Source organism: Pseudomonas sp. R3-56 (genome assembly GCF_051132075.1).
Lineage (GTDB): Bacteria > Pseudomonadota > Gammaproteobacteria > Pseudomonadales > Pseudomonadaceae > Aquipseudomonas.
The window spans coordinates 2,464,315-2,488,476 of the sequence record NZ_CP071657.1 but is presented as its reverse complement, the minus strand read 5'-3'; the positions used below and the strand labels follow the sequence as shown (position 1 = coordinate 2,488,476).

The following is a 24,162-nucleotide window of genomic DNA, read 5'->3' as shown; positions in this document are numbered from 1 at the left end:
GATGAACCTCTCCCCTCTCAATCGTCGCCGTTTCGAACTGTTCAAGGCCAACAAGCGTGGCTGGTGGTCGTTGTGGCTGTTTCTGTTCTTGTTCGTGCTCAGCCTGGGCGCCGAGCTTATTGCCAACGACAAGCCACTGGTGGTGCACTACGACGACGGCTGGTACTTCCCGGCCCTGAAGCGTTACCCGGAAACGACGTTCGGCGGCGAATTCCCGTTGGAGGCCAACTACAAGAGCCCATATATCCGCGAGTTGCTCGCCGCCAAGGACGCCTGGGTCGTGTGGGCACCGATTCCATTCAGCTACCAGAGCATCAACTACGACTTGAAGGTCCCGGCCCCGGCACCGCCCTCGTCGGTGAACTGGCTGGGCACCGATGACCAGGGCCGCGACGTGCTGGCGCGGGTCATCTATGGCTTTCGCATCTCGGTGCTGTTCGCGCTCACGCTGACGGTGCTCAGCTCGATCATCGGGGTGATCGCCGGTGCGTTGCAGGGCTTCTATGGCGGCTGGGTAGACCTGGCCGGCCAGCGTTTCCTGGAAATCTGGTCCGGGCTGCCGGTGCTCTATCTGCTGATCATTCTCGCCAGCTTCGTCCAGCCGAACTTCTGGTGGCTGCTGGGCATCATGTTGCTGTTTTCCTGGATGAGCCTGGTGGATGTAGTGCGCGCCGAGTTCCTGCGCGGGCGCAACCTCGAATACGTGCGCGCCGCGCGAGCGCTGGGCATGCAAAATGGCGCGATCATGTTCCGCCACATCCTGCCCAACGCCATGGTCTCGACCATGACCTTCATGCCGTTCATCCTCACCGGCGCCATCGGCACCCTCACCGCCCTGGATTTTCTCGGTTTCGGCCTCCCGGCCGGAGCACCATCCCTCGGCGAGCTGGTGGCCCAGGGCAAGTCCAATCTGCAGGCGCCCTGGCTGGGCATCAGCGCATTCGCCGTGCTGGCGATCATGCTGAGCCTGTTGGTGTTCATCGGCGAGTCCGCTCGCGATGCCTTCGATCCGAGGAAGTGAAATGAACCAGGACAATCTGATCGAAGTACGCGACCTGGCGGTGGAATTCATCGTTGGCGAACGCCGCCAGCGCGTGGTAGAGGGTGTCAGCTTCGACATCAAGCGCGGCGAAACCCTCGCGCTGGTGGGTGAAAGCGGCTCGGGCAAGTCGGTGACGGCCCATTCGATCCTGCGCTTGCTGCCCTACCCGCTGGCCCACCACCCGACCGGGACCATCCAGTACGCCGGCCAGAATCTGCTGGGCCTCAAGGAAAAGACCATCCGCCATATCCGTGGCAACCGGATCGCGATGATTTTCCAGGAGCCGATGACTTCCCTGAACCCGCTGCACTGCATTGAAAAACAGCTCAATGAAGTGCTCGGCATCCACAAGGGCCTGACCGGCAAGGTCGCCACCCGTCGCTCCCTCGAGCTGCTGGAACTGGTCGGCATCCCCGAACCACACAAACGGCTCAAGGCGTTGCCCCACGAACTGTCCGGTGGCCAGCGTCAGCGGGTAATGATCGCCATGGCCCTGGCCAACGAGCCGGAACTGCTGATAGCCGACGAACCGACCACCGCGCTGGACGTCACCGTGCAGTTGAAAATCCTCGATCTGCTCAAGGATTTGCAGGCGCGCCTGGGCATGTCGCTGCTGCTGATCAGCCACGATTTGAACCTGGTGCGAAGAATTGCGCATCGCGTATGTGTCATGCAGCGCGGTTGCATCGTCGAACAGGCATCGTGCGCAGAGTTGTTCCGCGCGCCGCAACATCCGTACACTCGGGAATTGCTGGCCGCCGAGCCCAGCGGCAACCCGGCGACCAACGTGGTCGGCCCGCCGCTGCTGGAGGTCGAGGACCTGAAAGTCTGGTTCCCGATCAAGAAAGGCCTGTTCAAGCGCACGACGGATTACATCAAGGCGGTGGACGGAATCCGCTTCAGCCTGCCCCAGGGCCAGACCTTGGGCATCGTCGGCGAGAGCGGTTCCGGCAAGTCCACGCTGGGGCTGGCGATCTTGCGGTTGATCGGCAGCCAGGGCGGGATCCGCTTCGAGGGCAAGCAGCTCGACAGCCTGTCGCAGCAGCAGGTCCGGCCGTTGCGCCGGGAGATGCAAGTGGTGTTTCAGGACCCGTTCGGCAGCCTGAGCCCGCGGATGTGTGTGAGCCAGATCGTCGGCGAAGGACTGCGGATCCACAAGATCGGCACCGAAGCCGAACAGGAACAAGCGATAATCGCGGCATTGAAGGAGGTAGGCCTGGACCCGGAAACCCGGAACCGCTACCCCCACGAATTTTCCGGAGGGCAACGGCAGCGCATCGCCATTGCCCGGGCCCTGGTGCTCAAGCCGGCGTTGATTCTGCTGGACGAACCAACGTCGGCCCTGGACCGTACCGTGCAACGCCAGGTGGTGGAGCTGTTGCGGTCATTGCAAACCAAGTACAACCTGACGTACCTGTTTATCAGCCATGACCTGGCTGTCGTCAAAGCGCTGAGCCACCAGTTGATGGTGGTCAAGCATGGCCAAGTGGTCGAACAAGGTGATGCCCGCAGCATATTCGCCGCGCCGCAACACCCCTATACACAGCAGTTGCTGGAGGCCGCTTTCCTGGCCCCGACAACTGCCGAATAACCTGAAAGAGGAGCAACACATGGGTTTTCTCGCCGGTAAGCGCGTACTGATCGTCGGTGTCGCCAGCAAGCTGTCCATCGCATCCGGCATCGCTGCCGCCATGCATCGCGAGGGCGCTGAGCTTGCCTTCACTTATCAGAACGACAAACTCAAGGGTCGTGTCGAAGAGTTCGCGCAAGGCTGGGGTTCGAGCCCTGAGCTGTGCTTCCCGTGCGACGTCGCCAGCGATGAAGAAATCGCCAAGGTCTTCGAAGAACTGAGCAAGAAGTGGGATGGCCTCGACTGCATCGTGCACTCCGTGGGCTTCGCCCCGGGCGACCAACTGGATGGCGACTTCACCGAAGCCACCACCCGTGAAGGTTTCCGCATTGCCCACGACATCAGCGCCTACAGCTTCGTGGCCCTGGCCAAGGCTGGTCGCGAGATGATGAAAGGCCGCAACGGCAGCCTGCTGACCCTGTCGTACCTGGGCGCCGAGCGGACCATGCCGAACTACAACGTCATGGGCATGGCCAAGGCCTCCCTGGAAGCTGGCGTTCGCTACCTGGCCGGCTCCCTGGGCCCGGACGGCACCCGCGTGAACTGCGTATCGGCCGGCCCGATCCGCACCCTCGCCGCTTCCGGCATCAAGAACTTCCGCAAGATGCTGGCCGCCAACGAAGCGCAAACCCCGCTGCGTCGCAACGTCACCATCGAAGAAGTCGGCAACGCCGGCGCCTTCCTGTGCTCGGACCTCGCGTCGGGCATCAGCGGTGAAATCATGTACGTGGATGGCGGCTTCAACACCACCGCCATGGGCAACATCGAAGAGTAAATCTTCACGTTGCAATAAAACGCCGCTTGCCCTGGAAAGGCCAAGCGGCGTTTTTTATTGCGGCTTTGGGGGGATGGCCAACAACACGAAGGCAAAGGCGAGCAGGAACAACAACGCCGCTATTAATCCGGACACGGCGTCATACAGGTAGACCAAGGAGACCAACACCCCCAGGAGCGACGTTAAAACAAGGGGAATATTGGCAAGCACATACACGCTGATACGCAGTCTGAAAGACCGGCGCCTGAGAAACCGCTGGGCGATACTGCCTATTCCGGTCAGGGCCAATGATGCCGAGGTCAATATGATCAACAAGACCAGGTAGATCGAAACAGCGGGCACACCCCGGGTGTCGTTGAGATCTCCGGGATTCTCCACCACGCTGTCTACGGGAAAGAAAAACAGCAGTGCACAGGCCGCCAATAGGCAAAGGATAGCGGCGCCCAGTCTTTTCTCGCTGCGTATCATGGTGGGTCACCTTGAAAAATTGATCGGAAGCTCGCCGGTAATTCGTATTTCATAGTCCTGCGCTCGGGCAACGCGCCCCACTTGATGCAGTGCCGTGGTCGCTTTTTCATCAAATACCGAACGATGATTGCTGGCATTTGCATCATAACGATCCGAAAAAGCCTTGGCAGTCCCTGTAAACGACAGGCTACCTGAGGTGTTACGGATCACCTGACCGGTTATTTGAAGCGTGATGTTTCCAAGGTAGATCCTTGCGATATTCGAATCCTGAGCCGTGGAATAGGGAACCCTCATATTGACACTGGTTACCCCTACTCCCGCGGTATTGATAATCGCCATCAGGTCGGGAATCTTGTTCGGTGCTGGGCTGATTCCAATTCTGTCGAGTCGAACGCTTGCAGGTTTGCCCTTGCCAAGTAACCAATGACCGATAGCTTTGAAGGGTGTGAATACGCCTCCGGAAAACTCCTGCTCGACCGCCAGCTGTTCAATGGCAGTTATCTTGGTTCCTTCTTTAACTCCCAGCTTCCAAGCGTCTGCAGTGCCAAGCCCGGGATTCTTCAGCATTAACAGATCAGAACCATGGGCAACCTTCAAATCACCAATGATGAAGCCGTCCAAGCCATAACGAACCGGTCGATTATTGCGCATGGCTACGAGATGACGTCCAAGCATCTGAGGCCAATGACCCCGTTCGTAAGCCACGTTGCGCTCTTGGATCATTTTTCCAATCATCGCCAGCGGCGCAGGGAATGGGAGCCCCCTTCCACTTCCGCGTGACGTGCCAAATTCTTCGGGATAAACAAATGTCAGGGGCAATTCGTTATTCATAAGGGGTACCAGTCAGATGGAGGTAAGGCTGCGGTCATGGGTCTGCAAACATGATGCAAAGCTCATTCTGCGTACCTCCGCTCCCCCTTGTGCGGTACATATATATAGCGTCGCGTCGGCTACCTGCATCACTGCTGAATGCATCCAAAGTGGAGCTGGACCATTCATCCCACAATGCATTTGCGCCATCCGAAGCATCCAGGAAAAACACAAAATCCTGTGGGAGCGAGCCTGCTCGCGAAGGCAGTTTTTCAGTCGCCATAGATGCTGAATGGGCTGGCCTCTTCGCGAGCAAGCTCGCTCCCACAATGGAGCTGCGCCACTAGGAGCATCCAGGCACAACACAAAATCCTGTGGGAGTGGGCTTGCTCACGAAAGCGGTGGATCAGTCGACGGGGATGCTGGATGGGCTGGCCTCTTCGCGGGCAAGCCCGCTCCCACAGTGGTTCTGCGCCATCCGGAGTGTCAGGCACAACTCGAGACCGTGTGGGAGCGAGCTTGCTCGCGAAGACGGTGGGTCAGTTGAGGGTGATGTCGAGGGGCAGCTCAATCAGTTTGGGCTATTGCGCCGTCCCTGCTTCTGCGCATACATCGCCGCATCCGCCTCTGCCAGCAGGCTGTCGATCGACTCATGCCGCTCGGGGTCGTATTCGATCTGGCCCACGCTGAAATCGATGTCGTAGCCGCGCTGCAACGTTATGTTGCGCTCGTCGAGCATTTCCCTGAGCCGTGCCATGATCGCCGTCGTCTCGACATGGGAAGCGCCGGTGAGCAAGGCGACGAACTCGTCTCCGCCCATGCGACCGATCACGTCGCTTTCACGAAAGGCAATACGCAATACGTCGGCGAATGTCTTCAGCGCGCCGTCGCCTTCCGCATGCCCGAAGCGATCGTTGATCGGCTTGAAGTCGTTGAGATCGAAAAACAGCAGTGTCGCCGGCCGCGAAAGACGGCTGCAGACACTCAGCGCGTGCTGGGCGAGCGTCATGAAGCCGCGCCGATTGGACAGCAGCGTCAATTCATCCATGCTGGCCATCTGCACGGCAACCAGCTCCTGCTCGGCCATGCTCGCCAGATCGCGCAGCAGCTCGCGTTCGTCGTCGTTGAGGGTGCGCGGCCGGGTGTCCAACAAGCACAGGGTGCCCATCTTGCTGCCATCATCCAGCCCCAGCGGATGGCCGGCATAGAAGCGGATGCCAGGTTGGCCCTTGACCAACGGATTATCGTGGAACCGCACGTCCTGTTCCGCGTCGCAAATCTCCAGGATCTCGTCCTGCAAGATCGCATGCCCGCAGAACGACACCTCGCGCGGGGTCTCACTGGCTTCCAGGCCGGCGCTTGACTTGAACCATTGCCGATTGGCGTCCACCAGCGACACCAAGGCGATCGGCACGTTGAACAGACGCCGGGCAAGACGGGTCAGGCGGTCAAACCGCTCCTCGGGTGGGGTATCGAGCAGCTTGAGCGACTGCAATTGTTTGAGGCGAACGGCTTCGTTGTCAGGTTTGCCTGGCGCAAGCATCGGTAACTCCGTTGGCGGAACTCATCAGAGTCTAGCGCAGACCGGAGCAAACTCGAACGGGCATTTTCCGGCACGGACGCATACACTCAGGCACAGCCAATAAAACAGGACATTGCCTGATGAAGCCCGCCAACCACGACGCCGCCCCACGCTTCTGGCGCGACGCGGCGCTGCCTTTCATCGAGGCCCGGGCCATCGCCGATGGGCGCAAGGTCTGTTATTCGCGGCATTCCCATGATCACTTTTCCATCGGCGCGATCACCGCCGGACGCAGCACCTACCTGCACGAACAATCGCGGTTCCAGGTCCAGAGCGGCACGGTAGTGCTGATGAATCCCGGCGACGTCCATGCTTGCAATCCGATCGACGATCAGCCCTGGTCTTATGTGATGCTGTATGTCGACACCCAATGGCTGCGGGATCTGCAACGCCGTATCGGCTTTGACCCCTCGCTGGACTTCCAGGCATTCGGCACAACCCATAGCCGTGATGTCGCGCTTTTCTCCGGCCTGTGCGGGCTCTACGAAACGCTGGTGGCTGAACATATCGATACCAGTGGCAAGCAAGTCGCCGCCGAAGTGTTTTTCACCGATCTCCAGCATCGACTCAACCCGGCCGGACGCCCGGAGCGTGGCAGCCACCCGGCGCTGATGCGGGCGGCGCAGTTCATTCACGACCATTGCACCGAAGCCCTCAAGCTTGAGGATATCTGCGCCTTCGCGCAGCTTTCGCCATCCTATTTGAGCCGGGCTTTCAAGCGTCACTACGGCATGACACCGCATGCCTTCCTGATCAACCGGCGCATCCAGTTCGCCCGCCGTCAACTGCGCGAGGGCAAGCTGATTGCCGATGTGGCGCTGGACAGCGGGTTTGCCGATCAGGCGCACTTCCAACGGGCGTTCAAGCAACACCTGGCGGCTACCCCCGGGCAATACCGCGGCTGATAAGGCCCCTCGCCACAACAGCGCTCCAACCGCAAGGACGGGTTGACTCAAGGCAACAACAGATACACCGCGCTCGCCACCAACAACGCCGCCATCAGTCGATTGAACAGGCGCATGGTCGCCGGGTTACCCAGCCACGTGCGCAGAAAGCTGCCCGCATAGGCCCAGCAACCCACCGAGACATAGCAGATGACCAGGTAGATCGCCGCAAACTGCCACACCAGCCGCGCCTCGCCGTCGGCCACGAAGGCGCCCATCCCCGCCACGCAAGCCAGCCACGCCTTGGGGTTGAGCCACTGCATCAACGCGCCATGGAACATCGAAGGCGCGCGCCCCTCGTCCCGGTCACCCAGCTCGCCGTTGTCCACCGCCAGTTTCCAGGCCATGTACAACAGGAACGCCACGCCAGCCAGTTGCACCACACGCGTGAGCCCAGGCCAGCGCTGCAATACTTCATGCAACCCCAATCCCATCAAGACCAGCAGCAGGACGAACCCGAGGGTGGCGCCGGCGACATGGCGCAAGGTTGCGCGAAATCCATATCGGGCACCGGAGCTGAGGGCGACGATATTGACCGGGCCCGGAGTAATGGAAGCCACCAGGGCAAAGGTGGCCATGGAAAATATCAAGCTCATCACATATCTTCTTCAGTTCAGGAAAGAGGCCCCAAGGTAATGGGGTCGCCTGCTCGGGTATTGAAGAAAACTGCCTTGGTCGTCGAGCACTTCCGCTTCATTTTTTTACGCAAATTTTACGCGGTAAGCGATTCACCGAATCGATACTGGGCAGCTCTTTGAATCAGGCGTCATCCATGTCTATAGCGGTTCTGCGTCTCATCGGTTTCATCCTCGGGATTTTCCTGATCACCCTTGCGATCAGCATGGCGATTCCGCTGTTTACGCTGATGTTCTACGAGCGCAACGATGACTTGTCGGCGTTTCTATGGTCGAGCCTGATCACCTTCGTCTGCGGTGTGGCACTGGTGGCCCGTGGAAGGCCGGACCACGTCCAGATGCGTCCCAGGGAAATGTACCTGCTCACCACCGCCAGTTGGGTAATTGTCTGCGCATTCGCCGCCCTGCCGATGGTATTCATCCAGCACATTAGCTACACCGATGCATTTTTCGAGACCATGTCGGGCATCACCACAACCGGCTCGACCATCCTGACCGGGTTGGATAGCGCATCGCCCGGCCTGTTGATCTGGCGGTCGATGTTGCACTGGCTCGGCGGAATCGGCTTTATCGGCATGGCCGTGGCGGTCCTGCCGCTGCTGCGGGTCGGCGGCATGCGGCTGTTCCAGACCGAATCTTCGGACTGGTCGGAGAAAGTCACGCCGCGCTCTCACGTCGCGGCCAATTACATCCTGTGGATCTACATCGGCTTGACCGCCCTCTCGACGTTGGGGCTGTGGCTTGCGGGAATGACGCCTTTCGAGGCGATCAACCATGCGATGTCGCTGATTTCCACCGGAGGCTTTTCCACCTCCGATTCATCCCTGGCGCACTGGCCGCAACCGGCGGTTCATTGGGTGTCAGTGGTCGTCATGATGGCCGGATCGCTGCCCTTCACGCTGTATGTCGCGACATTGCGGGGCCATCGGCGCGCCCTGCTCAAGGACCAGCAGGTCAGGGGCTTCATCGGCTTCCTGGTCGTTACATGGCTGCTGGTGGGTACCTGGCTGAGCCTTAACAGCGATCACGCGTGGTGGGACGCGGTCCGTATCGTGGCGGTCAACGTCACTTCAGTCGTCACGACCACTGGCGTGGCGCTGGGTGACTACACGCTGTGGGGCAGCTTTGCCCTGTTGCTGTTCTTTTACCTCACGTTCGTCGGCGGCTGTTCGGGATCCACGGCCGGGGGCCTGAAGATTTTTCGCTTTCAAGTCGCCAGGGTGCTGCTGATGGGCAGTTTGAAGCAGCTGATCCATCCCCGGGCGGTGATCCAGAAGAAATACAACAACCATCCCATCGACGAGGAAATCGTTCGCTCGCTGCTGACGTTCTCGTTCTTCTTCACCATCACGATCGGCGCCATCGCCCTGGGTCTGGCCCTGATCGGCCTGGACTGGACGACCGCCTTGACCGGTGCCGCCACTGCCGTCTGCAACGTGGGTCCGGGCTTGGGCAACATCATCGGCCCGGCCGGCAACTTCTCGACCTTGCCGGATGCGGCAAAATGGCTGCTGACCATCGGCATGCTGCTGGGACGGCTGGAAATCCTGACGGTGCTGGTGCTGTTCACGCCGGTGTTCTGGAAGTACTGACTCGTCGAACAGGACTGAACGCCAGACGAAAAAAAAAATCGCGAGGCCCGGAAACAGGCCTCGCGATTTCATTCAAGCAATCAGCGGTCGTTCTTCATCGATGAACGGGTCGCGTTGCTCAAGGCCTTGGTGTTATGGGTGCCCGGCGTAGCGGCGGAAATCGCCGAGGCCTTGGTCAAGCCGCGAGTATCACGGTCCTTGGCAATGGCGGACGTCGCCGACGCCTTGCTGGTGCGATCGGTGCGGGTGGCGCCGGTGTGCTTGCCGCTCAGGCCATGATCGCGAGTCCGGGTACCGGCGTGATCACTGGCCAGTCCTTTGCCGTGGCCGCTGGAGTCGCTGGACTTGCCACCGTTGCCATTGCCTTGCCCGCCGCCCACGCCGCCACCGTGGCCGCCGCCATTCCCTCCGCCATTGCCGCCACCGCCTCCATTACCGCCGCCACCGCCGTTGCCACCGCCCGCGGCATAGCTCGAACCGATAGGTGACAGGTCGGCAGGCAACAAAGCCGAGGCGCCGAACGCCAAGGCACAGACAGCTACGGCGATGAGGGATTTCTTGTGTTTGGACATGATGTCTCCGAAAGACAAAAACAGCGGGTGAACCTCTAAGACTTGAAGGTTCAATTTTTGTTCGCGGGCATCCGACCAAATGATCATGAATTCATTGTCGATTTTTCGGTGGAGTCGTCCCGGCCACGGTTCTATGCTCTGCCCATGAACCTACATCACTCGCTGCTTCCGCCTCACGCCGAGATGGTCCGCGCCATGCTTGAACGAGACACCACCTACGAGGGGGTCTTCTTCACCGCGGTCAAGACCACCGGTATTTTCTGTCGCCCCAGCTGCACGGCACGCAAGCCAAAGCCGGAGAACGTCGAGTTCTTTGCCCACGCCGACGAGGCGATGTCGGCCGGTTATCGGGCCTGCCTGCGTTGCAAGCCGCTGGATGCCGCCGCCATTGCCCCGGACTGGATCCAGGCATTGCTCAAAGCCGTCGACGCCGAACCAGACCTGCGCTGGACCGACGCCCTGCTGCTGGAACAAGGCATCGAACCGCTGAAACTGCGCCGCTGGTTCAAACAGCATTTCGGCATGACCTTCCACGCCTACCTTCGCACCCGGCGCCTGGGCATCGCCCTGGGCGGAATCAAGGAAGGCGCCTCGATCGACAATGCGGCGTTCGACTCCGGCTATGAATCGCTGAGCGGGTTTCGTGATGCCTTCGTCAAATCCTTCCACATCACCCCCGGCCGCGCCGGCCTCAGCGAACCCTTGCTGTTTACTCGCCTGACCACGCCATTGGGGCCGATGCTGGCCATGGCCGAACGTCGCGGCCTGGTATTGCTGGAGTTTCTCGATCGCCCGGCCTTGACCAGGGAGCTGGAGGAACTGCAGCAACGCTACGGCTACACGGTTGCGCCGGGCCACAATGCGCATCTGCAACAGATCGAAAGCGAGCTGGCCGACTATTTCGCCGGCAAGCTCACGGTTTTCAACGTCCCGTTGCACATGCCTGGCAGCGCCTTCGCGGCCAGGGTCTGGGCCGAGCTGCAGAAAATCCCCTACGGCGAAACCCGCAGCTACGGCGCCGTCGCCAACATACTGGGCAGCCCTGGCGCCAGCCGCGCCGTGGGCCTGGCCAATGGACAGAACCGCCTGGCCATCGTCATCCCTTGTCACCGGGTGATTGGGGCGGATGGCTCCTTGACCGGCTATGGCGGCGGTCAGCCGCGCAAGGCGTTTCTATTACGGTTGGAGCGAGCCGCGGTGCAGGTTTCGTTGCCTTTGGCGTTTTGACTGATGGCGGCGCCTTATCAGCAAGCGAGCACTTTCCTGGCAGGCCTGGACGAAGACTGGCGGCGCCATATCGAGTCGATCGGTCCTTGCCTTCTGCAACCCAAACCGGCCCGGGATCCGTATGAGGCGCTGATGCGGGCGATTGCCTATCAGCAACTGCACGCCAAGGCCGGGGATGCGATCATTGGCCGGCTGCTCGGGCTGTACCCATCGGGGACGTTTCCCGGGCCTGAGCAAATACTGGCAACTGATGCAGCGCAATTGCGCGGTTGTGGATTTTCAGCCAGCAAGATCGCCACTCTCCAGGGTATCGCCCAGGCCACGCTGGACGGCATCGTGCCGGATTACGCCACGGCGCAGGCCATGGACGATGAGGCACTGATCAAGCGCCTGGTCACCCTGCGCGGCGTCGGACACTGGACCGTGGAGATGCTATTGATCTATAGCCTGGAACGGCCGGATATCCTGCCTGCGGATGATTTTGGGGTTCGCGAGGGTTATCGGCGGCTCAAAGGGCAGGAAATCCAACCGAGCTCCAGACAGATGAGCGAAATCGGCCGGGCCTGGAGCCCTTATCGGACGGTGGCGGCGTGGTACCTGTGGCGGGTGCCCAAGTGATGTTGGCTTGCAGGGATGCTTTCGCGAGCAGGCTCGCTCCCACAGGGGATTTGTGGACTTCCCGATTCCAATGTGGGAGCGAGCTTGCTCGCGAAGGCGTCCGCACATTCAACATAAATCCAACCGGCAAAAAACGCCGACCGTCTAGGCTGTACTGAACCATTTCCAATCCACCGGAGGTTCCCATGCACCTCGAAGGATCCTGCCACTGCGGCGCCGTATCGTTCAGCCTGGACAGCAGTCACCCCCACCCTTACCAACGTTGCTATTGCTCGATCTGCCGCAAGACCCAGGGCGGCGGTGGTTTTGCGATCAACCTGGGGGGAGACGCCACGAGCCTGAAGGTGCAGGGTCGCAAGCACATCTCGATCTACCATGCGCGGCTCAAGGACGAGGGCGACAAACGCGCCCACCGCAGCAGCGCCGAGCGGCATTTCTGCTCGCTGTGCGGCTCGGGATTATGGTTGTTCAGCCCTGAATGGCCGGAATTGATCCACCCATTTGCTTCCGCCATCGATACGCCGCTGCCGGTGCCGCCGGAACACACCCATCTAATGCTGGGCTCCAAGGCGCCATGGGTAGAGGTCGAGGCGCGCTCGGGCGACCAGCAGTTCGACGTGTATCCCGAAGAATCGATTGCCCAGTGGCATGAACGCCTGGGTTTGACCCGTTGAGATGCAGCGCGGCTTTGGGCCCTATCGCGAGCAAGCTCGCTCCCACAGGGGATTCGGGATGGACTCAGGATTTGTGTTCAAAGAGAGTCCAATGTGGGAGCGAGCTTGCTCGCGATGGCGCCGTCATGAACACCACAGTTCCTAAAGCGCAGGCACACCACTGTGGAACCGAAACTCCACATCCACTGATTCGATCAACTCGCGCTCCGCCTCGCGGACCTTCTCAATGACCTGGGCAATATCCTTGGCGTCGCCATACTGGTAGGCCAGTTTCAGGTAACCCTGAAAATGCCGGGCCTCGCTTTTCAGCAGGCCGAAATAGAACTTGCCCAGCTCCTCGTCCAGATGCGGCACCAGGGCCTCGAAACGCTCACAACTGCGGGCTTCGATAAAAGCGCCGACCACCAGGGTGTCCACCAGTTTCACCGGTTCGTGGCTGCGCACCACTTTACGCAGGCCCGAAGCGTAGCGCCCGGCAGAGAGCTGGCGCAGGGCGACCTTGCGTTTTTTCATCAGGCGCATGACCTGCTCGTGATGCACCAGTTCTTCCCGGGCCAGGCGCGACATCATATTGATCAGGTCGACATGGGAGTGATATTTGGCAATCAGGCTCAAGGCAGTGCTGGCGGCCTTGAATTCACAGTTCTTGTGGTCGATCAGCAACGTTTCCTGGTCGGCCAGCGCCGCCTGGACCCAGGCATCGGGGGTGCGGCAGCCGAGGAATTCGTGGATTTCGGGAAGGATCATGAGACTCACGGGCAAAGGTAGTCGAGCGAAGGGCGCCGATTATACCGGCCTGCCCCCAGACCACCAGCCACCGGCGTTGATATGCATCAAGTCGACGGGTCGTCCAGAACAACTATAGTTGAGCAACGCCGTGCCTTTTCATTGCTGGAGACGCCGATCATGCAAGCCATTCGCAGCATCCTCGTGGTCATCGAACCCGAACATTCGGAAAGCCTGGCACTCAAGCGCGCCAAACTGATCGCCGGCGTGACCCAGGCCCATTTGCACTTGCTGGTCTGCGACAAACACCATGACCATGCCGGGATGCTCAGCGTCCTGAAGGCCGCGCTGGCGGCCGACGGCTACAGCGTGACCACCGAGCAGGCCTGGAACGAAAGTCTCTACGAAACCATCATCGACGTGCAGCAGGCCGAAGGCTGTGGCCTGGTCATCAAGCAGCACTTCCCCGACAGCCCCTTGAAGAAAGCCCTGCTGACCCCGGCCGACTGGAAACTGCTGCGCCATTGCCCGACTCCGGTGCTGCTGGTCAAGACATCGGGGTCCTGGAAAGACCGGGTGATCCTGGCCGCCGTCGACGTGGGCAATGCCGATGGCGAGCACCGCCACTTGCACTCGACGATTATCGACCATGGCTACGACATCGCCCTCCTCGCCAAGGCGCACCTGCATGTCATCAGCGCCCACCCGTCGCCGATGCTCTCGTCCGCCGACCCGACCTACCAGCTCAAGGAAACCATCGAGGCGCGCTACCGTGAGCAATGCCGGGCGTTCCAGGCCGAATTCGACATTGATGACGAGCACCTGCATATCCAGGAAGGCCCGGCGGACGTCTTGATTCCATACATGGCCCACAAGCTCCAGGCCGCTGTCACCGTGATCGGCACCGTGGCCCGCTCGGGTTTGTCAGGAGTGCTGATCGGCAACACCGCCGAAGCCGTGCTCGATACGCTGGAAAGCGATGTGCTGGTGCTCAAGCCGCAGGAGGTGGAGGACCATCTGGTGGAGATGGCGGCAAAAGAATAAAAAGGCTTGGGCGATCAAGCTCTTGTGGCGAGGGAGCTTGCTCCCGCTCGGCTGCGCAGCAGACGCCTGGGTTTTTCAGGTTCAAAAATTATTCGGATCAAGAGCGAGGGTCGCTTCGCAACCCAGCGGGAGCAAGCTCCCTCGCCACAAGAGCTACTGGGTACAAAGCAACTTGCCACACATAGGGCCTGTCAGCCGCCAATCGCATCCTTCAAGAACCCCGGCGCGATGTAGCGCTGGTAATGCGCTTCGGACAGGAGGAAAAATTCCCGATCAATGGCATCGCGCAGGTCGGGCAGTTCCCAGTCGCGAAATTCCGGCAGCAGCACCATTCCGTACGCTTCCAGGTTATTGATCACCCGTGCGCCCCGGGCGATCAACTGATAGGCCCAGCAATATTCCGACTGGTGCGGCACGAAGCGGATCTTGCGCGATTCCAGTTGCTGGCGCAGCAGCTGCGGGTCGAAAACCTCCAGCTTGGCCACCATCACCTGCACCAGCAGCTGCTCGAGCCGCAACCACACCGCGCGCTTTTCCTCTTCGTTGTAGCCGTTCCAGTGAATCACTTCATGGTGGAACCGCTTGCAGCCACGGCACACCAGGTCACCGTAGACAGTGGAACAGAGGCCGACGCAGGGGGTCTTGATGAGCTGGTTGGGCATAAGGCAACGCACACGCAAAAACAGGACAGGCCGGCATGTTAGCCCTTTGTCTAAGATTGATCACCCCTCAAACTTCCAGGCTCAACTTACCTTTAATTTTTTTTTCCCGTAGAATCAGCCAGCCTTTTAAGGCGCCAATGTCCGTTAGAAGCTGTTTTCAAAGCGTCACGAGCACAGTCGTTCCTTCAGAGCGGTGTTGGCGAAGGGTCTTTCCAGCGGGGAAAGCCCAACGCCAACCCTCATCAGCTCCCGTTCTGCAGGCGTAAAACTTTGAAAGCAGCTTCTGTGAGGAACTCCGGCAATTCTGGCGTGGAGGCCCAAAAAGCCCCCTGACGCGCATGAGTGCCGTGAGTTTCTGGATGAGCGTCCCGGACACCCATTTGGGACCACTGATGAGGGTAATAACTGTGCTTGAAGCCTACCGCAAACATATCGAAGAGCGCGCAGCACTGGGTATCGTTCCCCAGCCGCTTAACGCCGAACAAACCGCAGGCCTGATCGAGCTGCTGAAGAATCCCCCGGCTGGCGAAGAAGCTTTCCTCGTTGACCTGATCACCAATCGCGTTCCGCCTGGAGTCGACGAAGCCGCCTACGTCAAGGCCGGTTTCCTGTCCGCCCTGGCCAAGGGCGAAGCCCAATCCCCTCTGATCGACAAGAAGCGCGCTGTAGAACTGCTCGGCACCATGCAGGGCGGCTACAACATCGTGACCCTGGTAGACCTGCTGGACGACGCCGAGCTGGCTCCGGTCGCCGCCGAAGAACTCAAGCACACGCTGCTGATGTTCGATGCCTTCCACGATGTGGCGGAAAAAGCCAAGAACGGCAACGTCCACGCCAAGGCCGTCCTGCAATCCTGGGCCGACGGCGAGTGGTTCAAGAACCGCCCGGTGCTGGCCGACAAGATCAGCCTGCGGGTCTTCAAGGTCACCGGCGAAACCAACACCGACGACCTGTCCCCTGCCCCTGACGCCTGGTCCCGCCCGGACATCCCGCTGCACGCCCTGGCCATGCTGAAAATGGCTCGCGACGGCATCGTGCCCGATGAGCAAGGCAAGACCGGCCCGATGAAGCAGATCGAAGAGATGCGTGGCCAAGGTTTCCCGATCGCCTACGTCGGTGACGTGGTCGGTACCGGTTCCTCGCGTAAATCCGCCACCAACTCGGTGCTGTGGTTCTTCGGCGACGACGTCCCGTATGTTCCGAACAAGCGCGCCGGTGGTTTCTGCTTCGGCAGCAAGATCGCGCCGATTTTCTACAACACCATGGAAGACGCCGGCGCCCTGCCGATCGAATTCGATGTGTCGAACATGCACATGGGCGACGTGATCGACCTGTACCCGCATGCCGGCAAAGTCTGCAAGCACGGCACCGATGAAGTCCTGACCACCTTCGAAATGAAGACGCCGGTCCTGCTTGACGAAGTCCGTGCCGGCGGTCGTATTCCGCTGATCATCGGCCGTGGCCTGACCGAAAAAGCCCGCGCCGAGCTGGGCCTGCCGCCTTCGGACCTGTTCAAGAAGCCTGAAGCGCCGGCCGAAAGCACCAAGGGCTTCACCCTGGCGCAGAAAATGGTCGGCAAGGCCTGTGGCGTGACCGGCGTTCGCCCGGGCACCTACTGCGAGCCGAAGATGACCACCGTCGGCTCCCAGGACACCACCGGTCCGATGACCCGTGACGAACTGAAAGACCTGGCGTGCCTGGGCTTCTCGACCGACCTGGTGATGCAGTCCTTCTGCCACACCGCGGCGTATCCGAAGCCGATCGACGTCACCACCCACCACACCCTGCCAGACTTCATCATGACCCGTGGCGGCGTGTCCCTGCGTCCGGGCGACGGCATCATCCACAGCTGGCTGAACCGCATGCTGCTGCCGGACACCGTCGGCACCGGTGGTGACTCCCACACCCGTTTCCCGATCGGCATCTCGTTCCCGGCCGGTTCCGGCCTGGTCGCCTTCGCCGCCGCCACCGGCGTGATGCCGCTGGACATGCCCGAGTCGATCCTGGTGCGTTTCAAGGGCAAGCTGCAACCGGGCGTCACCCTGCGTGACCTGGTTCATGCGATCCCTTACTACGCGATCCAGAAAGGCTTGTTGACTGTCGAGAAGAAAGGCAAGAAAAACGCCTTCTCCGGCCGCATCCTGGAAATCGAAGGCCTGGAAACCCTGACCGTCGAGCAGGCTTTCGAACTGTCCGATGCCTCGGCAGAACGTTCGGCCGCAGGTTGCACCATCAAGCTGTCCAAGGAATCGATTGCCGAGTACCTGAAGTCGAACATCACCCTGCTGCGCTGGATGATCGGCGAAGGCTACGGCGATGCCCGCACCCTGGAGCGTCGTGCCCAGGCGATGGAAGCCTGGCTGGCCAACCCGGAACTGCTGGAAGCCGACAAGGACGCCGAGTACGCGGAAATCATCGAAATCGACCTGGCCGACGTCAAGGAGCCTGTGCTCTGCGCGCCGAACGACCCGGACGACGCCCGCCTGCTCTCCAGCGTTGCTGGCGAGAAGATCGACGAAGTGTTCATCGGTTCCTGCATGACCAACATCGGTCACTTCCGCGCTGCCGGCAAGTTGCTCGATCAGGTCAAGGGTCAGCTGCCAACCCGTCTGTGGCTGTCGCCGCCGACCAAGATGGACGCTCACCAGCTCACCGAAGAAGGCTACTACGGCATCTACGGCAAGGCCGGTGCACGGATGGAAATGCCGGGCTGCTCGCTGTGCATGGGTAACCAGGCACGCGTGGAACCGAACTCCACCGTGGTCTCCACTTCGACCCGTAACTTCCCGAACCGTCTGGGTGACGGCGCGAATGTCTACCTGGCTTCGGCTGAGCTGGCATCCGTGGCGTCGATCCTGGGTCGCCTGCCGACCGTCGAGGAGTACATGGAATACGCCGGCAAGATCGACAGCATGGCAGCGGACGTGTACCGCTACCTGAGCTTCGACCAGATCGCCGAGTTCCGTGAAGCGGCTGCCAACGCCAACATCCCGGTCGTTCAAGCGTAAAGCTTAAAACGCCCGACAAAAAACGCCGCCCTTCTTGCGAGGGGCGGCGTTTTTTTATGCCTGGATCTTGATACAAGCTGACAGACCGCTTTCGCGAGCAGGCTCGCTCCCACATAAACGCAGGCCAGGCCATGAGGGAATAGACCAACGCAGTGATCGCCACCAAGCCCACCGACACCACAAAGACATTCGACGCCGGACCACGATAGCGGGCCATGGCCGGGACTTTGCGGATGGCGTACATCGGCATCAGGAACAGGATGGCCGCGATGACCGGACCGCCCAGGGTTTCGATCATGCCAAGGATGCTCGGGTTGAGGGTGGCGACGATCCAGCACACCACCAGCATGAACGCTGCGGTCAGCCGATCGAGGGTCTTGGGTGCCGGGCGGCGGCCGCTCTTGACGACCAGGCCCTTGAGGCCCTCGCTGGCGCCGATGTAGTGCCCCAGGAACGACTTGGAGATCGCCACGAAGGCAATCAGCGGTGCCGCGAAGGCGATGGTCGGGTTGCTGAAATGGTTCGCCAGGTACGACAGGATCGACAGGTTCTGCGCCTTGGCCTCGGCCAGTTGCGCCGGGGACAGGGTCAGCACGCAACTGAACACGAAGAACAGCACCATCACCACCATCAGCACATGGGCACGCGACAGGATCTGCGCGCTGCGTTCCTCGGCGTTGGCACCGTAGCGACGCTTCTGGTCCACCGCGAATGCCGAGATGATCGGCGAATGGTTGAACGAGAAGACCATCACCGGAATCGCCAGCCACAAGGTGTGCAGCAGGGCCGAAGGTTCAGGCACCGTGGACGCCGTGGTGAGGATGCCGCCGTTCCAGTGCGGGATCAGGAATACCGCCAGGAACAGCAGCGCCACGATGAACGGGTAGACCATCAGGCTCATGGCCTTGACGATCGCTTGTTCGCCGCAGCGCACCACTGCCAGCAGACCGAGGATCAGCACCAGTGACAACACGGCCCGGGGCGGCGGCTGGATCTGCAACTGATGCTCCAGGAAACTGCCCACCGTATTGGTCAACGCCACGCTGTAGATCAGCAGGATCGGAAAAATGGCGAAGAAGTACAACAGCGTGATCAACGCGCCGGCCTTGATACCGAAATGCTCTTCCACGACCTCGGTAATGTCCGCGCCGTCACGGCCGGACAACACGAAGCGGGTCAGTCCACGATGGGCGTAGAAGGTCATGGGAAACGCCAGCACAGCCAGGATCAGCAGCGGCCAGAAACCACCGAGGCCGGCATTGATCGGCAGGAACAACGTGCCGGCACCGATGGCGGTGCCAAACAGGCCCAGCATCCAGGTCGTGTCATGGCGACTCCATTCGCCGAGGGTGGCGGGGGCTGTCGTTTCAAAGCGCTCTTCAACGCTGTTGGCCTGATCATTCATCCGGTCGGATCTCCGCATTCCGGTCATATGCACCCGGCCGGGACGAGTCGGAAAAATCCGACAGGCAGCGCCCCTGGCCGAAACAGGGGCGCGATTGTCCGGGATTCATGAACAGAAGCAAAGACTTAGCTGAGGAATGGTTATCCGGAGCAGATCATGGACAAAAAAATTGTCCCCCACATTCCTTGTGGGAGCGAGCCTGCTCGCGAAGAGGCCCCTTCCTGTGAAACCTCACTGCCTGAACCAGCGTCTTCGCGAGCAGGCTCGCTCCCACAGGGAATGTGCCAGCCAAAAATGAAATACAAAAAGCCCAAGCTACACCTCCCTGCGGCCCCTACAATCAGGTTGAATATCAAAATCGCCCGCGCCCACAGGAGCACAGCATGACTGCAACCGTTCTGGTACTGGTTGAAACCGTTAACGAATACCTGCCGATCCTGGAGCGCCAAGGCTATCACTTGGAACTCGCGCCCACGCCCGCCGAACGCAAGGCAGCGGTTTTCGAACACGGTGAACGGTTCAGCGCGGTGTTGACCCGCGGCCCCTTGGGCTTGACTGCCGAGGAAATGGCCGCCCTGCCCAACCTGAAGATCATCTGCGTGATCGGCGCCGGTTATGAACAAGTGGACCTGCAAGCCGCCAGCGACCGAGGCATCGTCGTCACCAACGGTGCCGGGGTCAACGCTTCATCTGTGGCCGACCATGCCATGGCGCTGCTGCTGGCGCTGGTGCGGGACGTGCCTCGGTCCGACGCCGCCCTGCGCCGTGGCGAGTGGCCGCGCCAGATGCGTCCCTCCCTGGCGGGCAAGCACCTGGGCGTGCTGGGACTCGGCGCCGTGGGCATGGCGATCGCCAAGCGTGCCGCCCTGGGTTTCGACATGAGCATCAGCTACCACAATCGGCGGGTTCGCAGCGATGTCCCGTATACCTTTTGCGCCACGCCAACGGAATTGGCCCGGGTCTCGGACTTCCTCATCGTTGCCACGCCTGGCGGCCTGGACACTCGGCAATTGATCACCCGACAAGTCCTCGATGCCCTCGGTCCCAATGGCTATCTGGTCAACATCGCCCGGGCCAGCGTAGTCGCCACCGCCGATCTCGTCAGCGCCCTTGAACAGCGGCGAATTGCCGGGGCGGCACTCGATGTGTTCGACCACGAACCGGAGGTGCCCGATGCCTTGAAAAGCCTGCCAAACGTGGTCCTGACGCCGCATGTGGCCGGGTTGTCGCCGGAAGCGAACCGGGCGATGGTGGAGCTAGTGGGCCAGAACCTGACCGCGTTCTTTGCCGGCGAACCGGTATTGACCCCGGTGCCACTGCCTGACAGGCAACGTTGACTCGACCGATACGAACCCCGCATCCACGGCGGCAGCTCATCAGGTCCGCTGATTACCCAGCAACACGCTAACCTATAAGACCCCGGCGTGCTTGTGACGCCTCCCACGCGCCATTAGATTAGCCAATGATCGATGGCCTCCAAAATAAGCAGAAGGGATAAGCATGGCAGTGACTGATCAGTCCACCCGCGTGCGCGACGGTGAAGAACTCGATGCCAACCTGATCGACCCGTACCTCAAGGCCCACATCCCTGGCTTGACCGGCACGCCGGTGATCAGCCAGTTTCCCGGTGGCGCGTCGAACCTGACGTACCTGCTGGAATATCCCGAGCAGGAGTTCGTCCTGCGGCGTCCGCCGTTCGGCCACAAGGCCAAGTCGGCCCACGACATGGGCCGTGAGTTCCGCATCCTCAATCAGTTGCGCGAAGGTTTCCCGTACTGCCCGAAAGCCTACGTGCATTGCACCGACGAGGCGGTGATGGGTGCCGAGTTCTACGTGATGGAACGGGTCAAGGGCATTATCCTGCGCGCCGAGCTGCCACCGGAACTGGGCTTCGACGCCGCCCGCACCGAAGCACTGTGCAAGAGCTTCATCGACCGGCTCGTCGAGCTGCACCGCGTCGATTATAACGCTTGCGGCCTGGCCGACCTGGGCAAACCCGAAGGCTACGTGGCGCGGCAGATCCGTGGTTGGAGCGAGCGCTACGAAAAAGCCCTGACCCCGGATGCGCCCAAGTGGGAGACGGTCAAGGCCTGGCTCAACGACAAGATGCCTGCCGACCATCCAACGTCGAGCATCGTCCACAACGACTACCGCTTCGACAACGTGATCCTCGACCCGGACAACCCGATGCAGATCATCGGGGTGCTGGATTGGGAGCTGACCACCCTTGGCGACCCGTTGATGGATTTGGGCAACAGCCTCGCCTACTGGATCGAGGCCGGCGATCCGGCACCGGTGCAATTGATGCGCCGTCAGCCAAGCCACGCGCCGGGCATGCTGACTCGCCGCGAATTCGTCGATTACTACGCCGAGCGCGCCGGGATCCGCATCGACAACTTCGACTTCTATTACACCTATGGGCTGTTCCGCCTGGCCGGTATCGTCCAGCAGATCTACTACCGCTTCTTCCATGGCCAGACCCAGGACAAACGCTTCGCGCAGTTCGTTCAGATGAACAAGCTGCTGGAGCAGATGAGCCTGCAAGTCATCAGCAAATCCACGCTCTGAGCGCACCTATAACAAGGAAACAGCATGTCCAAGACCCAGTTGTTCGACCTCGACGGTAAGATCGCTTTCGTTTCCGGCGCCAGCCGCGGCATCGGCGAAGCCATCGCCAAACTGCTGGCCCAGCAAGGCGCGCATGTGATCGTTTCGAGCCGCAAGCTCGACGGCTGCCAGCACGTCGCCGATGCGATCATCGCCGCTGGCGGCAAGGCCACCGCGATCGCTTGCCACATCGGCGAAATGGAGCAGATCAGCCAGGTGTTCGCCGGGATTCGCGAGCAGTTCGGGCGCCTGGACATCCTGGTGAACAATGCGGCCACCAACCCGCAGTTCTGCAATGTGCTGGATACTGACCTGGGCGCGTTCCAGAAAACCGTCGATGTGAACATCCGCGGCTATTTCTTCATGTCGGTGGAAGCCGGCAAGCTGATGCGCGAGAACGGCGGCGGCAGCATCATCAACGTGGCGTCGATCAACGGCATCTCGCCGGGCATTTTCCAGGGCATCTATTCGGTGACCAAGGCCGCGGTGATCAACATGACCAAGGTCTTTGCCAAGGAGTGCGCGCAGTTCGGCATCCGTTGCAATGCCCTGTTGCCGGGCCTGACCGACACCAAGTTCGCCTCGGCGCTGGTCAAGAACGACGCCATCCTGAAGACCGCCCTGGCGCAGATCCCCCTCAAGCGCGTGGCCGACCCGAGCGAAATGGCCGGCGCGGTGTTGTACCTGGCCAGCGATGCGTCGAGCTACACCACGGGTGTGGCGTTGAATGTGGATGGTGGGTTCTTGTCCTGAGGATATTTCCCTTGTGGGAGCGAGCCTGCTCGCGAAGGCGTCAGGTCAGTCGACCTCGATGTTGACTGAACTATTGTCTTCGCGAGCAGGCTCGCTCCCACAGGAATCAGTACCGAGAATAAAATGAATATTTATTCCAGTATTTGCAATTAGAGAATATTTATTCCATAAAGAGTCTTCTGAAAATAACAATTCAAAGGGCTCTTTCTCATGCGCGAACTCGGCATCGGTCTGATTGGCACCGGCTTCATGGGCCGTGCCCATGCTTTGGCATTCCATAACGCCAAGGCGGTGTTCGACCTTCCCCTGAACTTGAAACTGGCGGCCCTGGCCGACGCCGATCCGCTACGTGCGCGCCAATGTGCACAGAGTTGGGGCTTCGAGACGGCTCACAGCGACTGGCAACAACTGATCGACAACCCGAACGTCCAGTTGATCGCCATTACCACGCCCAACCATCTGCACTTTCCGATGGCCATGGCCGCGTTGGCGGCGGGCAAACCGGTCTATTGCGAAAAACCGCTGGCGGTCTCCCTGGAACAGGCCGAGCGGATGCGCCAGGCCGCCAAGGCGGCCGGGGTGGTGACACGCGTCGGCTACAACTATCAGCACAACCCGATCATCCGGTTGGCGCGGGAAATGATCCAGCGCGGCGAGCTGGGGCAGATCGTCAGCTTCCAAGGCGAATTCAGCGAGGACTTCATGGCCGACCCGACCTCCCCATGGTCCTGGCGCTGCGAAGCCGAGCATGCCGGCGGCGCCCTGGCTGACCTGGGCAGTCATTTGCTGGCCATGGCTCGCTACCTGCTGGGCGCTGTCGATTCGGTGTGTGCCGACAGCCAGACCGTCCACAACCGGCGTCCGGCCAGCGCCGGCGCGATTGAACAACGGGTCATTGCGGTTGACGATCAGGTCCAGGCGCTGCTGCGCTTCACCAGCGGCGCCCGGGGCACGGTGAGCAGCAGTTGGCTCAAGCACGGCTACAAGAACCACTTGAGCTTCGAGATCAGCGGCACCCTCGGGACGCTGGCCTTCGATCAGGAACGACTGAATGAATTGCACCTGTGCCGCGCCGGCCAGGCAGGTTTCCAGAGACTATTGGCCGGCCCCGACCTGCCGGGCTACGCCGCCTTCAGCCCGGCGGCCGGGCACCAGCTGGGGTACAACGAATTGAAGACATTGGAAGTCCAGGAGCTGGTCATGGCCCTCTCTGGCGATGGCGGCAACGGGACGGATTTCGAAGAAGCCTGGGAAGTCGAGCGCTTGGCGGCAGCGATCCGCGTGGCGGCGCGGGAGGAGCGCTGGGTGAAGGTCAGGGAGCTCTAATCATCGACTTCCACACCTTGGAAATACTCTGTGGCGAGGGGATTCATCCCCGCTGGGGTGCG

At 60.8% G+C, this 24,162-nt stretch carries 21 protein-coding genes and 1 pseudogene; 14 read left to right on the top strand and 8 right to left on the bottom strand.

All coding sequences use genetic code 11. The features are described 5' to 3' along the window. Nucleotide 1: 1 nt before the first annotated feature. From J3P96_RS11375 to fabI, 3 genes are read left to right on the top strand one after another with little or no spacing between them, the layout of a single operon-like run. Entirely contained in the window at nt 2-1,021 is a 1,020-nt protein-coding gene (locus J3P96_RS11375; protein WP_305500432.1) for an ABC transporter permease, read from the top strand. 1 nt (nt 1,022) lies between these two features. Beyond that, on the top strand, nt 1,023-2,633 hold the full coding sequence (locus tag J3P96_RS11370; protein ID WP_434630296.1) for an ABC transporter ATP-binding protein: 1,611 nt from the start codon (nt 1,023-1,025) through the stop codon (nt 2,631-2,633). Between the two features lie 19 nt (nt 2,634-2,652). Beyond that, nucleotides 2,653-3,447: an enoyl-ACP reductase FabI gene (gene fabI / locus J3P96_RS11365; RefSeq protein ID WP_003202751.1), complete on the top strand. Its 795-nt coding sequence runs from the start codon at nt 2,653-2,655 to the stop codon at nt 3,445-3,447. Between the two features lie 54 nt (nt 3,448-3,501). Here fabI and J3P96_RS11360 read toward each other — a convergent pair whose 3' ends face one another. The 3 genes from J3P96_RS11360 to J3P96_RS11350 all read right to left on the bottom strand — a co-directional run bounded on the left by J3P96_RS11360 (nt 3,502) and on the right by J3P96_RS11350 (nt 6,268). Continuing rightward, the gene (locus J3P96_RS11360) at nt 3,502-3,915 is read right to left on the bottom strand and encodes a hypothetical protein (protein WP_434657138.1); all 414 of its coding nucleotides are present in this window, start codon (nt 3,913-3,915) and stop codon (nt 3,502-3,504) included. A gap of 6 nt (nt 3,916-3,921) precedes the next feature. Next, complete coding sequence (locus J3P96_RS11355; RefSeq protein WP_434657135.1) at nt 3,922-4,746, bottom strand: lipid II-degrading bacteriocin; 825 nt, start codon at nt 4,744-4,746, stop codon at nt 3,922-3,924. A gap of 550 nt (nt 4,747-5,296) precedes the next feature. Beyond that, nucleotides 5,297-6,268: a sensor domain-containing diguanylate cyclase gene (locus J3P96_RS11350; RefSeq protein ID WP_434601111.1), complete on the bottom strand. Its 972-nt coding sequence runs from the start codon at nt 6,266-6,268 to the stop codon at nt 5,297-5,299. A gap of 119 nt (nt 6,269-6,387) precedes the next feature. Here J3P96_RS11350 and J3P96_RS11345 point away from each other — a divergent pair, with 119 nt between their 5' ends. Continuing rightward, entirely contained in the window at nt 6,388-7,212 is an 825-nt protein-coding gene (locus J3P96_RS11345; protein WP_434630293.1) for an AraC family transcriptional regulator, read from the top strand. 47 nt (nt 7,213-7,259) lie between these two features. Here the strand turns inward: J3P96_RS11345 and J3P96_RS11340 are convergent, their stop codons facing one another. Next, nucleotides 7,260-7,847: a LysE family translocator gene (locus J3P96_RS11340; RefSeq protein ID WP_434601113.1), complete on the bottom strand. Its 588-nt coding sequence runs from the start codon at nt 7,845-7,847 to the stop codon at nt 7,260-7,262. A gap of 176 nt (nt 7,848-8,023) precedes the next feature. Between J3P96_RS11340 and J3P96_RS11335 the strand changes: the two genes are divergently transcribed. Then, nucleotides 8,024-9,478, top strand: coding sequence for a TrkH family potassium uptake protein (locus tag J3P96_RS11335; protein WP_434573580.1), 1,455 nt, complete (start codon nt 8,024-8,026; stop codon nt 9,476-9,478). Nucleotides 9,479-9,558: 80 nt separating this feature from the next. Here J3P96_RS11335 and J3P96_RS11330 read toward each other — a convergent pair whose 3' ends face one another. After that, nucleotides 9,559-10,050: a hypothetical protein gene (locus J3P96_RS11330; RefSeq protein WP_434657131.1), complete on the bottom strand. Its 492-nt coding sequence runs from the start codon at nt 10,048-10,050 to the stop codon at nt 9,559-9,561. Nucleotides 10,051-10,194: 144 nt separating this feature from the next. On the opposite strand from J3P96_RS11330, the gene J3P96_RS11325 reads away from it, so the two are divergent. From J3P96_RS11325 to J3P96_RS11315, 3 genes are all read left to right on the top strand, one after another. After that, nucleotides 10,195-11,277, top strand: coding sequence for a bifunctional transcriptional activator/DNA repair enzyme AdaA (locus J3P96_RS11325; protein WP_434657128.1), 1,083 nt, complete (start codon nt 10,195-10,197; stop codon nt 11,275-11,277). 3 nt (nt 11,278-11,280) lie between these two features. Continuing rightward, a complete protein-coding gene (locus J3P96_RS11320) occupies nt 11,281-11,895 on the top strand; it encodes a DNA-3-methyladenine glycosylase family protein (RefSeq protein ID WP_434657125.1) in 615 nt (204 codons plus the stop codon). A 185-nt stretch (nt 11,896-12,080) separates the two neighbouring features. Then, nucleotides 12,081-12,569 carry a GFA family protein gene (locus J3P96_RS11315; protein WP_434657123.1) on the top strand — a complete coding sequence of 163 codons (489 nt, stop codon included), beginning with the start codon at nt 12,081-12,083 and terminating at the stop codon, nt 12,567-12,569. A 141-nt stretch (nt 12,570-12,710) separates the two neighbouring features. On the opposite strand, the gene J3P96_RS11310 is transcribed toward J3P96_RS11315, so the two are convergent. After that, the gene (locus J3P96_RS11310; RefSeq protein WP_434657121.1) at nt 12,711-13,316 is read right to left on the bottom strand and encodes a tRNA-(ms[2]io[6]A)-hydroxylase; all 606 of its coding nucleotides are present in this window, start codon (nt 13,314-13,316) and stop codon (nt 12,711-12,713) included. Between the two features lie 159 nt (nt 13,317-13,475). Here J3P96_RS11310 and J3P96_RS11305 point away from each other — a divergent pair, with 159 nt between their 5' ends. Further along, a complete protein-coding gene (locus J3P96_RS11305; protein ID WP_434573569.1) occupies nt 13,476-14,339 on the top strand; it encodes a universal stress protein in 864 nt (287 codons plus the stop codon). A gap of 191 nt (nt 14,340-14,530) precedes the next feature. Here J3P96_RS11305 and J3P96_RS11300 read toward each other — a convergent pair whose 3' ends face one another. Continuing rightward, the gene (locus tag J3P96_RS11300) at nt 14,531-15,001 is read right to left on the bottom strand and encodes a DUF1289 domain-containing protein (RefSeq protein ID WP_434573568.1); all 471 of its coding nucleotides are present in this window, start codon (nt 14,999-15,001) and stop codon (nt 14,531-14,533) included. Between the two features lie 407 nt (nt 15,002-15,408). Between J3P96_RS11300 and acnB the strand changes: the two genes are divergently transcribed. After that, nucleotides 15,409-18,009: a bifunctional aconitate hydratase 2/2-methylisocitrate dehydratase gene (gene acnB, locus J3P96_RS11295; protein WP_305501222.1), complete on the top strand. Its 2,601-nt coding sequence runs from the start codon at nt 15,409-15,411 to the stop codon at nt 18,007-18,009. 127 nt (nt 18,010-18,136) lie between these two features. On the opposite strand, the pseudogene J3P96_RS11290 reads toward acnB, so the two are convergent. Continuing rightward, nucleotides 18,137-19,414 (bottom strand): annotated as a pseudogene (locus J3P96_RS11290) (serine/threonine transporter); the annotation flags it as partial. A 383-nt stretch (nt 19,415-19,797) separates the two neighbouring features. Here J3P96_RS11290 and J3P96_RS11285 point away from each other — a divergent pair. The 4 genes from J3P96_RS11285 to J3P96_RS11270 all read left to right on the top strand — a co-directional run bounded on the left by J3P96_RS11285 (nt 19,798) and on the right by J3P96_RS11270 (nt 24,100). Next, nucleotides 19,798-20,751, top strand: coding sequence for a 2-hydroxyacid dehydrogenase (locus J3P96_RS11285; RefSeq protein WP_434657119.1), 954 nt, complete (start codon nt 19,798-19,800; stop codon nt 20,749-20,751). A 163-nt stretch (nt 20,752-20,914) separates the two neighbouring features. Beyond that, on the top strand, nt 20,915-21,982 hold the full coding sequence (locus J3P96_RS11280; protein WP_434573537.1) for a phosphotransferase family protein: 1,068 nt from the start codon (nt 20,915-20,917) through the stop codon (nt 21,980-21,982). A gap of 24 nt (nt 21,983-22,006) precedes the next feature. After that, entirely contained in the window at nt 22,007-22,774 is a 768-nt protein-coding gene (locus J3P96_RS11275) for an SDR family oxidoreductase (RefSeq protein WP_003180553.1), read from the top strand. 210 nt (nt 22,775-22,984) lie between these two features. Beyond that, a complete protein-coding gene (locus J3P96_RS11270) occupies nt 22,985-24,100 on the top strand; it encodes a Gfo/Idh/MocA family protein (RefSeq protein ID WP_434657116.1) in 1,116 nt (371 codons plus the stop codon). Nucleotides 24,101-24,162: the final 62 nt, after the last annotated feature.

Bases quoted from the DNA above. Each gene is read 5' to 3' on its own strand.
- J3P96_RS11280 (WP_434573537.1), top strand. From the start codon at position 20,915: ATGGCAGTGACTGATCAGTCCACCCGCGTGCGCGACGGTGAAGAACTC.
- J3P96_RS11285 (WP_434657119.1), top strand. From the start codon at position 19,798: ATGACTGCAACCGTTCTGGTACTGGTTGAAACCGTTAACGAATACCTG.
- J3P96_RS11320 (WP_434657125.1), top strand. From the start codon at position 11,281: ATGGCGGCGCCTTATCAGCAAGCGAGCACTTTCCTGGCAGGCCTGGAC.
- J3P96_RS11275 (WP_003180553.1), top strand. From the start codon at position 22,007: ATGTCCAAGACCCAGTTGTTCGACCTCGACGGTAAGATCGCTTTCGTT.
- J3P96_RS11375 (WP_305500432.1), top strand. From the start codon at position 2: ATGAACCTCTCCCCTCTCAATCGTCGCCGTTTCGAACTGTTCAAGGCC.
- J3P96_RS11335 (WP_434573580.1), top strand. From the start codon at position 8,024: ATGTCTATAGCGGTTCTGCGTCTCATCGGTTTCATCCTCGGGATTTTC.
- J3P96_RS11315 (WP_434657123.1), top strand. From the start codon at position 12,081: ATGCACCTCGAAGGATCCTGCCACTGCGGCGCCGTATCGTTCAGCCTG.
- J3P96_RS11325 (WP_434657128.1), top strand. From the start codon at position 10,195: ATGAACCTACATCACTCGCTGCTTCCGCCTCACGCCGAGATGGTCCGC.
- J3P96_RS11350 (WP_434601111.1), bottom strand. From the start codon at position 6,268: ATGCTTGCGCCAGGCAAACCTGACAACGAAGCCGTTCGCCTCAAACAA.
- J3P96_RS11300 (WP_434573568.1), bottom strand. From the start codon at position 15,001: ATGCCCAACCAGCTCATCAAGACCCCCTGCGTCGGCCTCTGTTCCACT.
- J3P96_RS11270 (WP_434657116.1), top strand. From the start codon at position 22,985: ATGCGCGAACTCGGCATCGGTCTGATTGGCACCGGCTTCATGGGCCGT.
- J3P96_RS11355 (WP_434657135.1), bottom strand. From the start codon at position 4,746: ATGAATAACGAATTGCCCCTGACATTTGTTTATCCCGAAGAATTTGGC.
- J3P96_RS11370 (WP_434630296.1), top strand. From the start codon at position 1,023: ATGAACCAGGACAATCTGATCGAAGTACGCGACCTGGCGGTGGAATTC.
- J3P96_RS11345 (WP_434630293.1), top strand. From the start codon at position 6,388: ATGAAGCCCGCCAACCACGACGCCGCCCCACGCTTCTGGCGCGACGCG.
- J3P96_RS11340 (WP_434601113.1), bottom strand. From the start codon at position 7,847: ATGAGCTTGATATTTTCCATGGCCACCTTTGCCCTGGTGGCTTCCATT.
- J3P96_RS11305 (WP_434573569.1), top strand. From the start codon at position 13,476: ATGCAAGCCATTCGCAGCATCCTCGTGGTCATCGAACCCGAACATTCG.
- fabI (WP_003202751.1), top strand. From the start codon at position 2,653: ATGGGTTTTCTCGCCGGTAAGCGCGTACTGATCGTCGGTGTCGCCAGC.
- J3P96_RS11310 (WP_434657121.1), bottom strand. From the start codon at position 13,316: ATGATCCTTCCCGAAATCCACGAATTCCTCGGCTGCCGCACCCCCGAT.
- J3P96_RS11360 (WP_434657138.1), bottom strand. From the start codon at position 3,915: ATGATACGCAGCGAGAAAAGACTGGGCGCCGCTATCCTTTGCCTATTG.
- J3P96_RS11330 (WP_434657131.1), bottom strand. From the start codon at position 10,050: ATGTCCAAACACAAGAAATCCCTCATCGCCGTAGCTGTCTGTGCCTTG.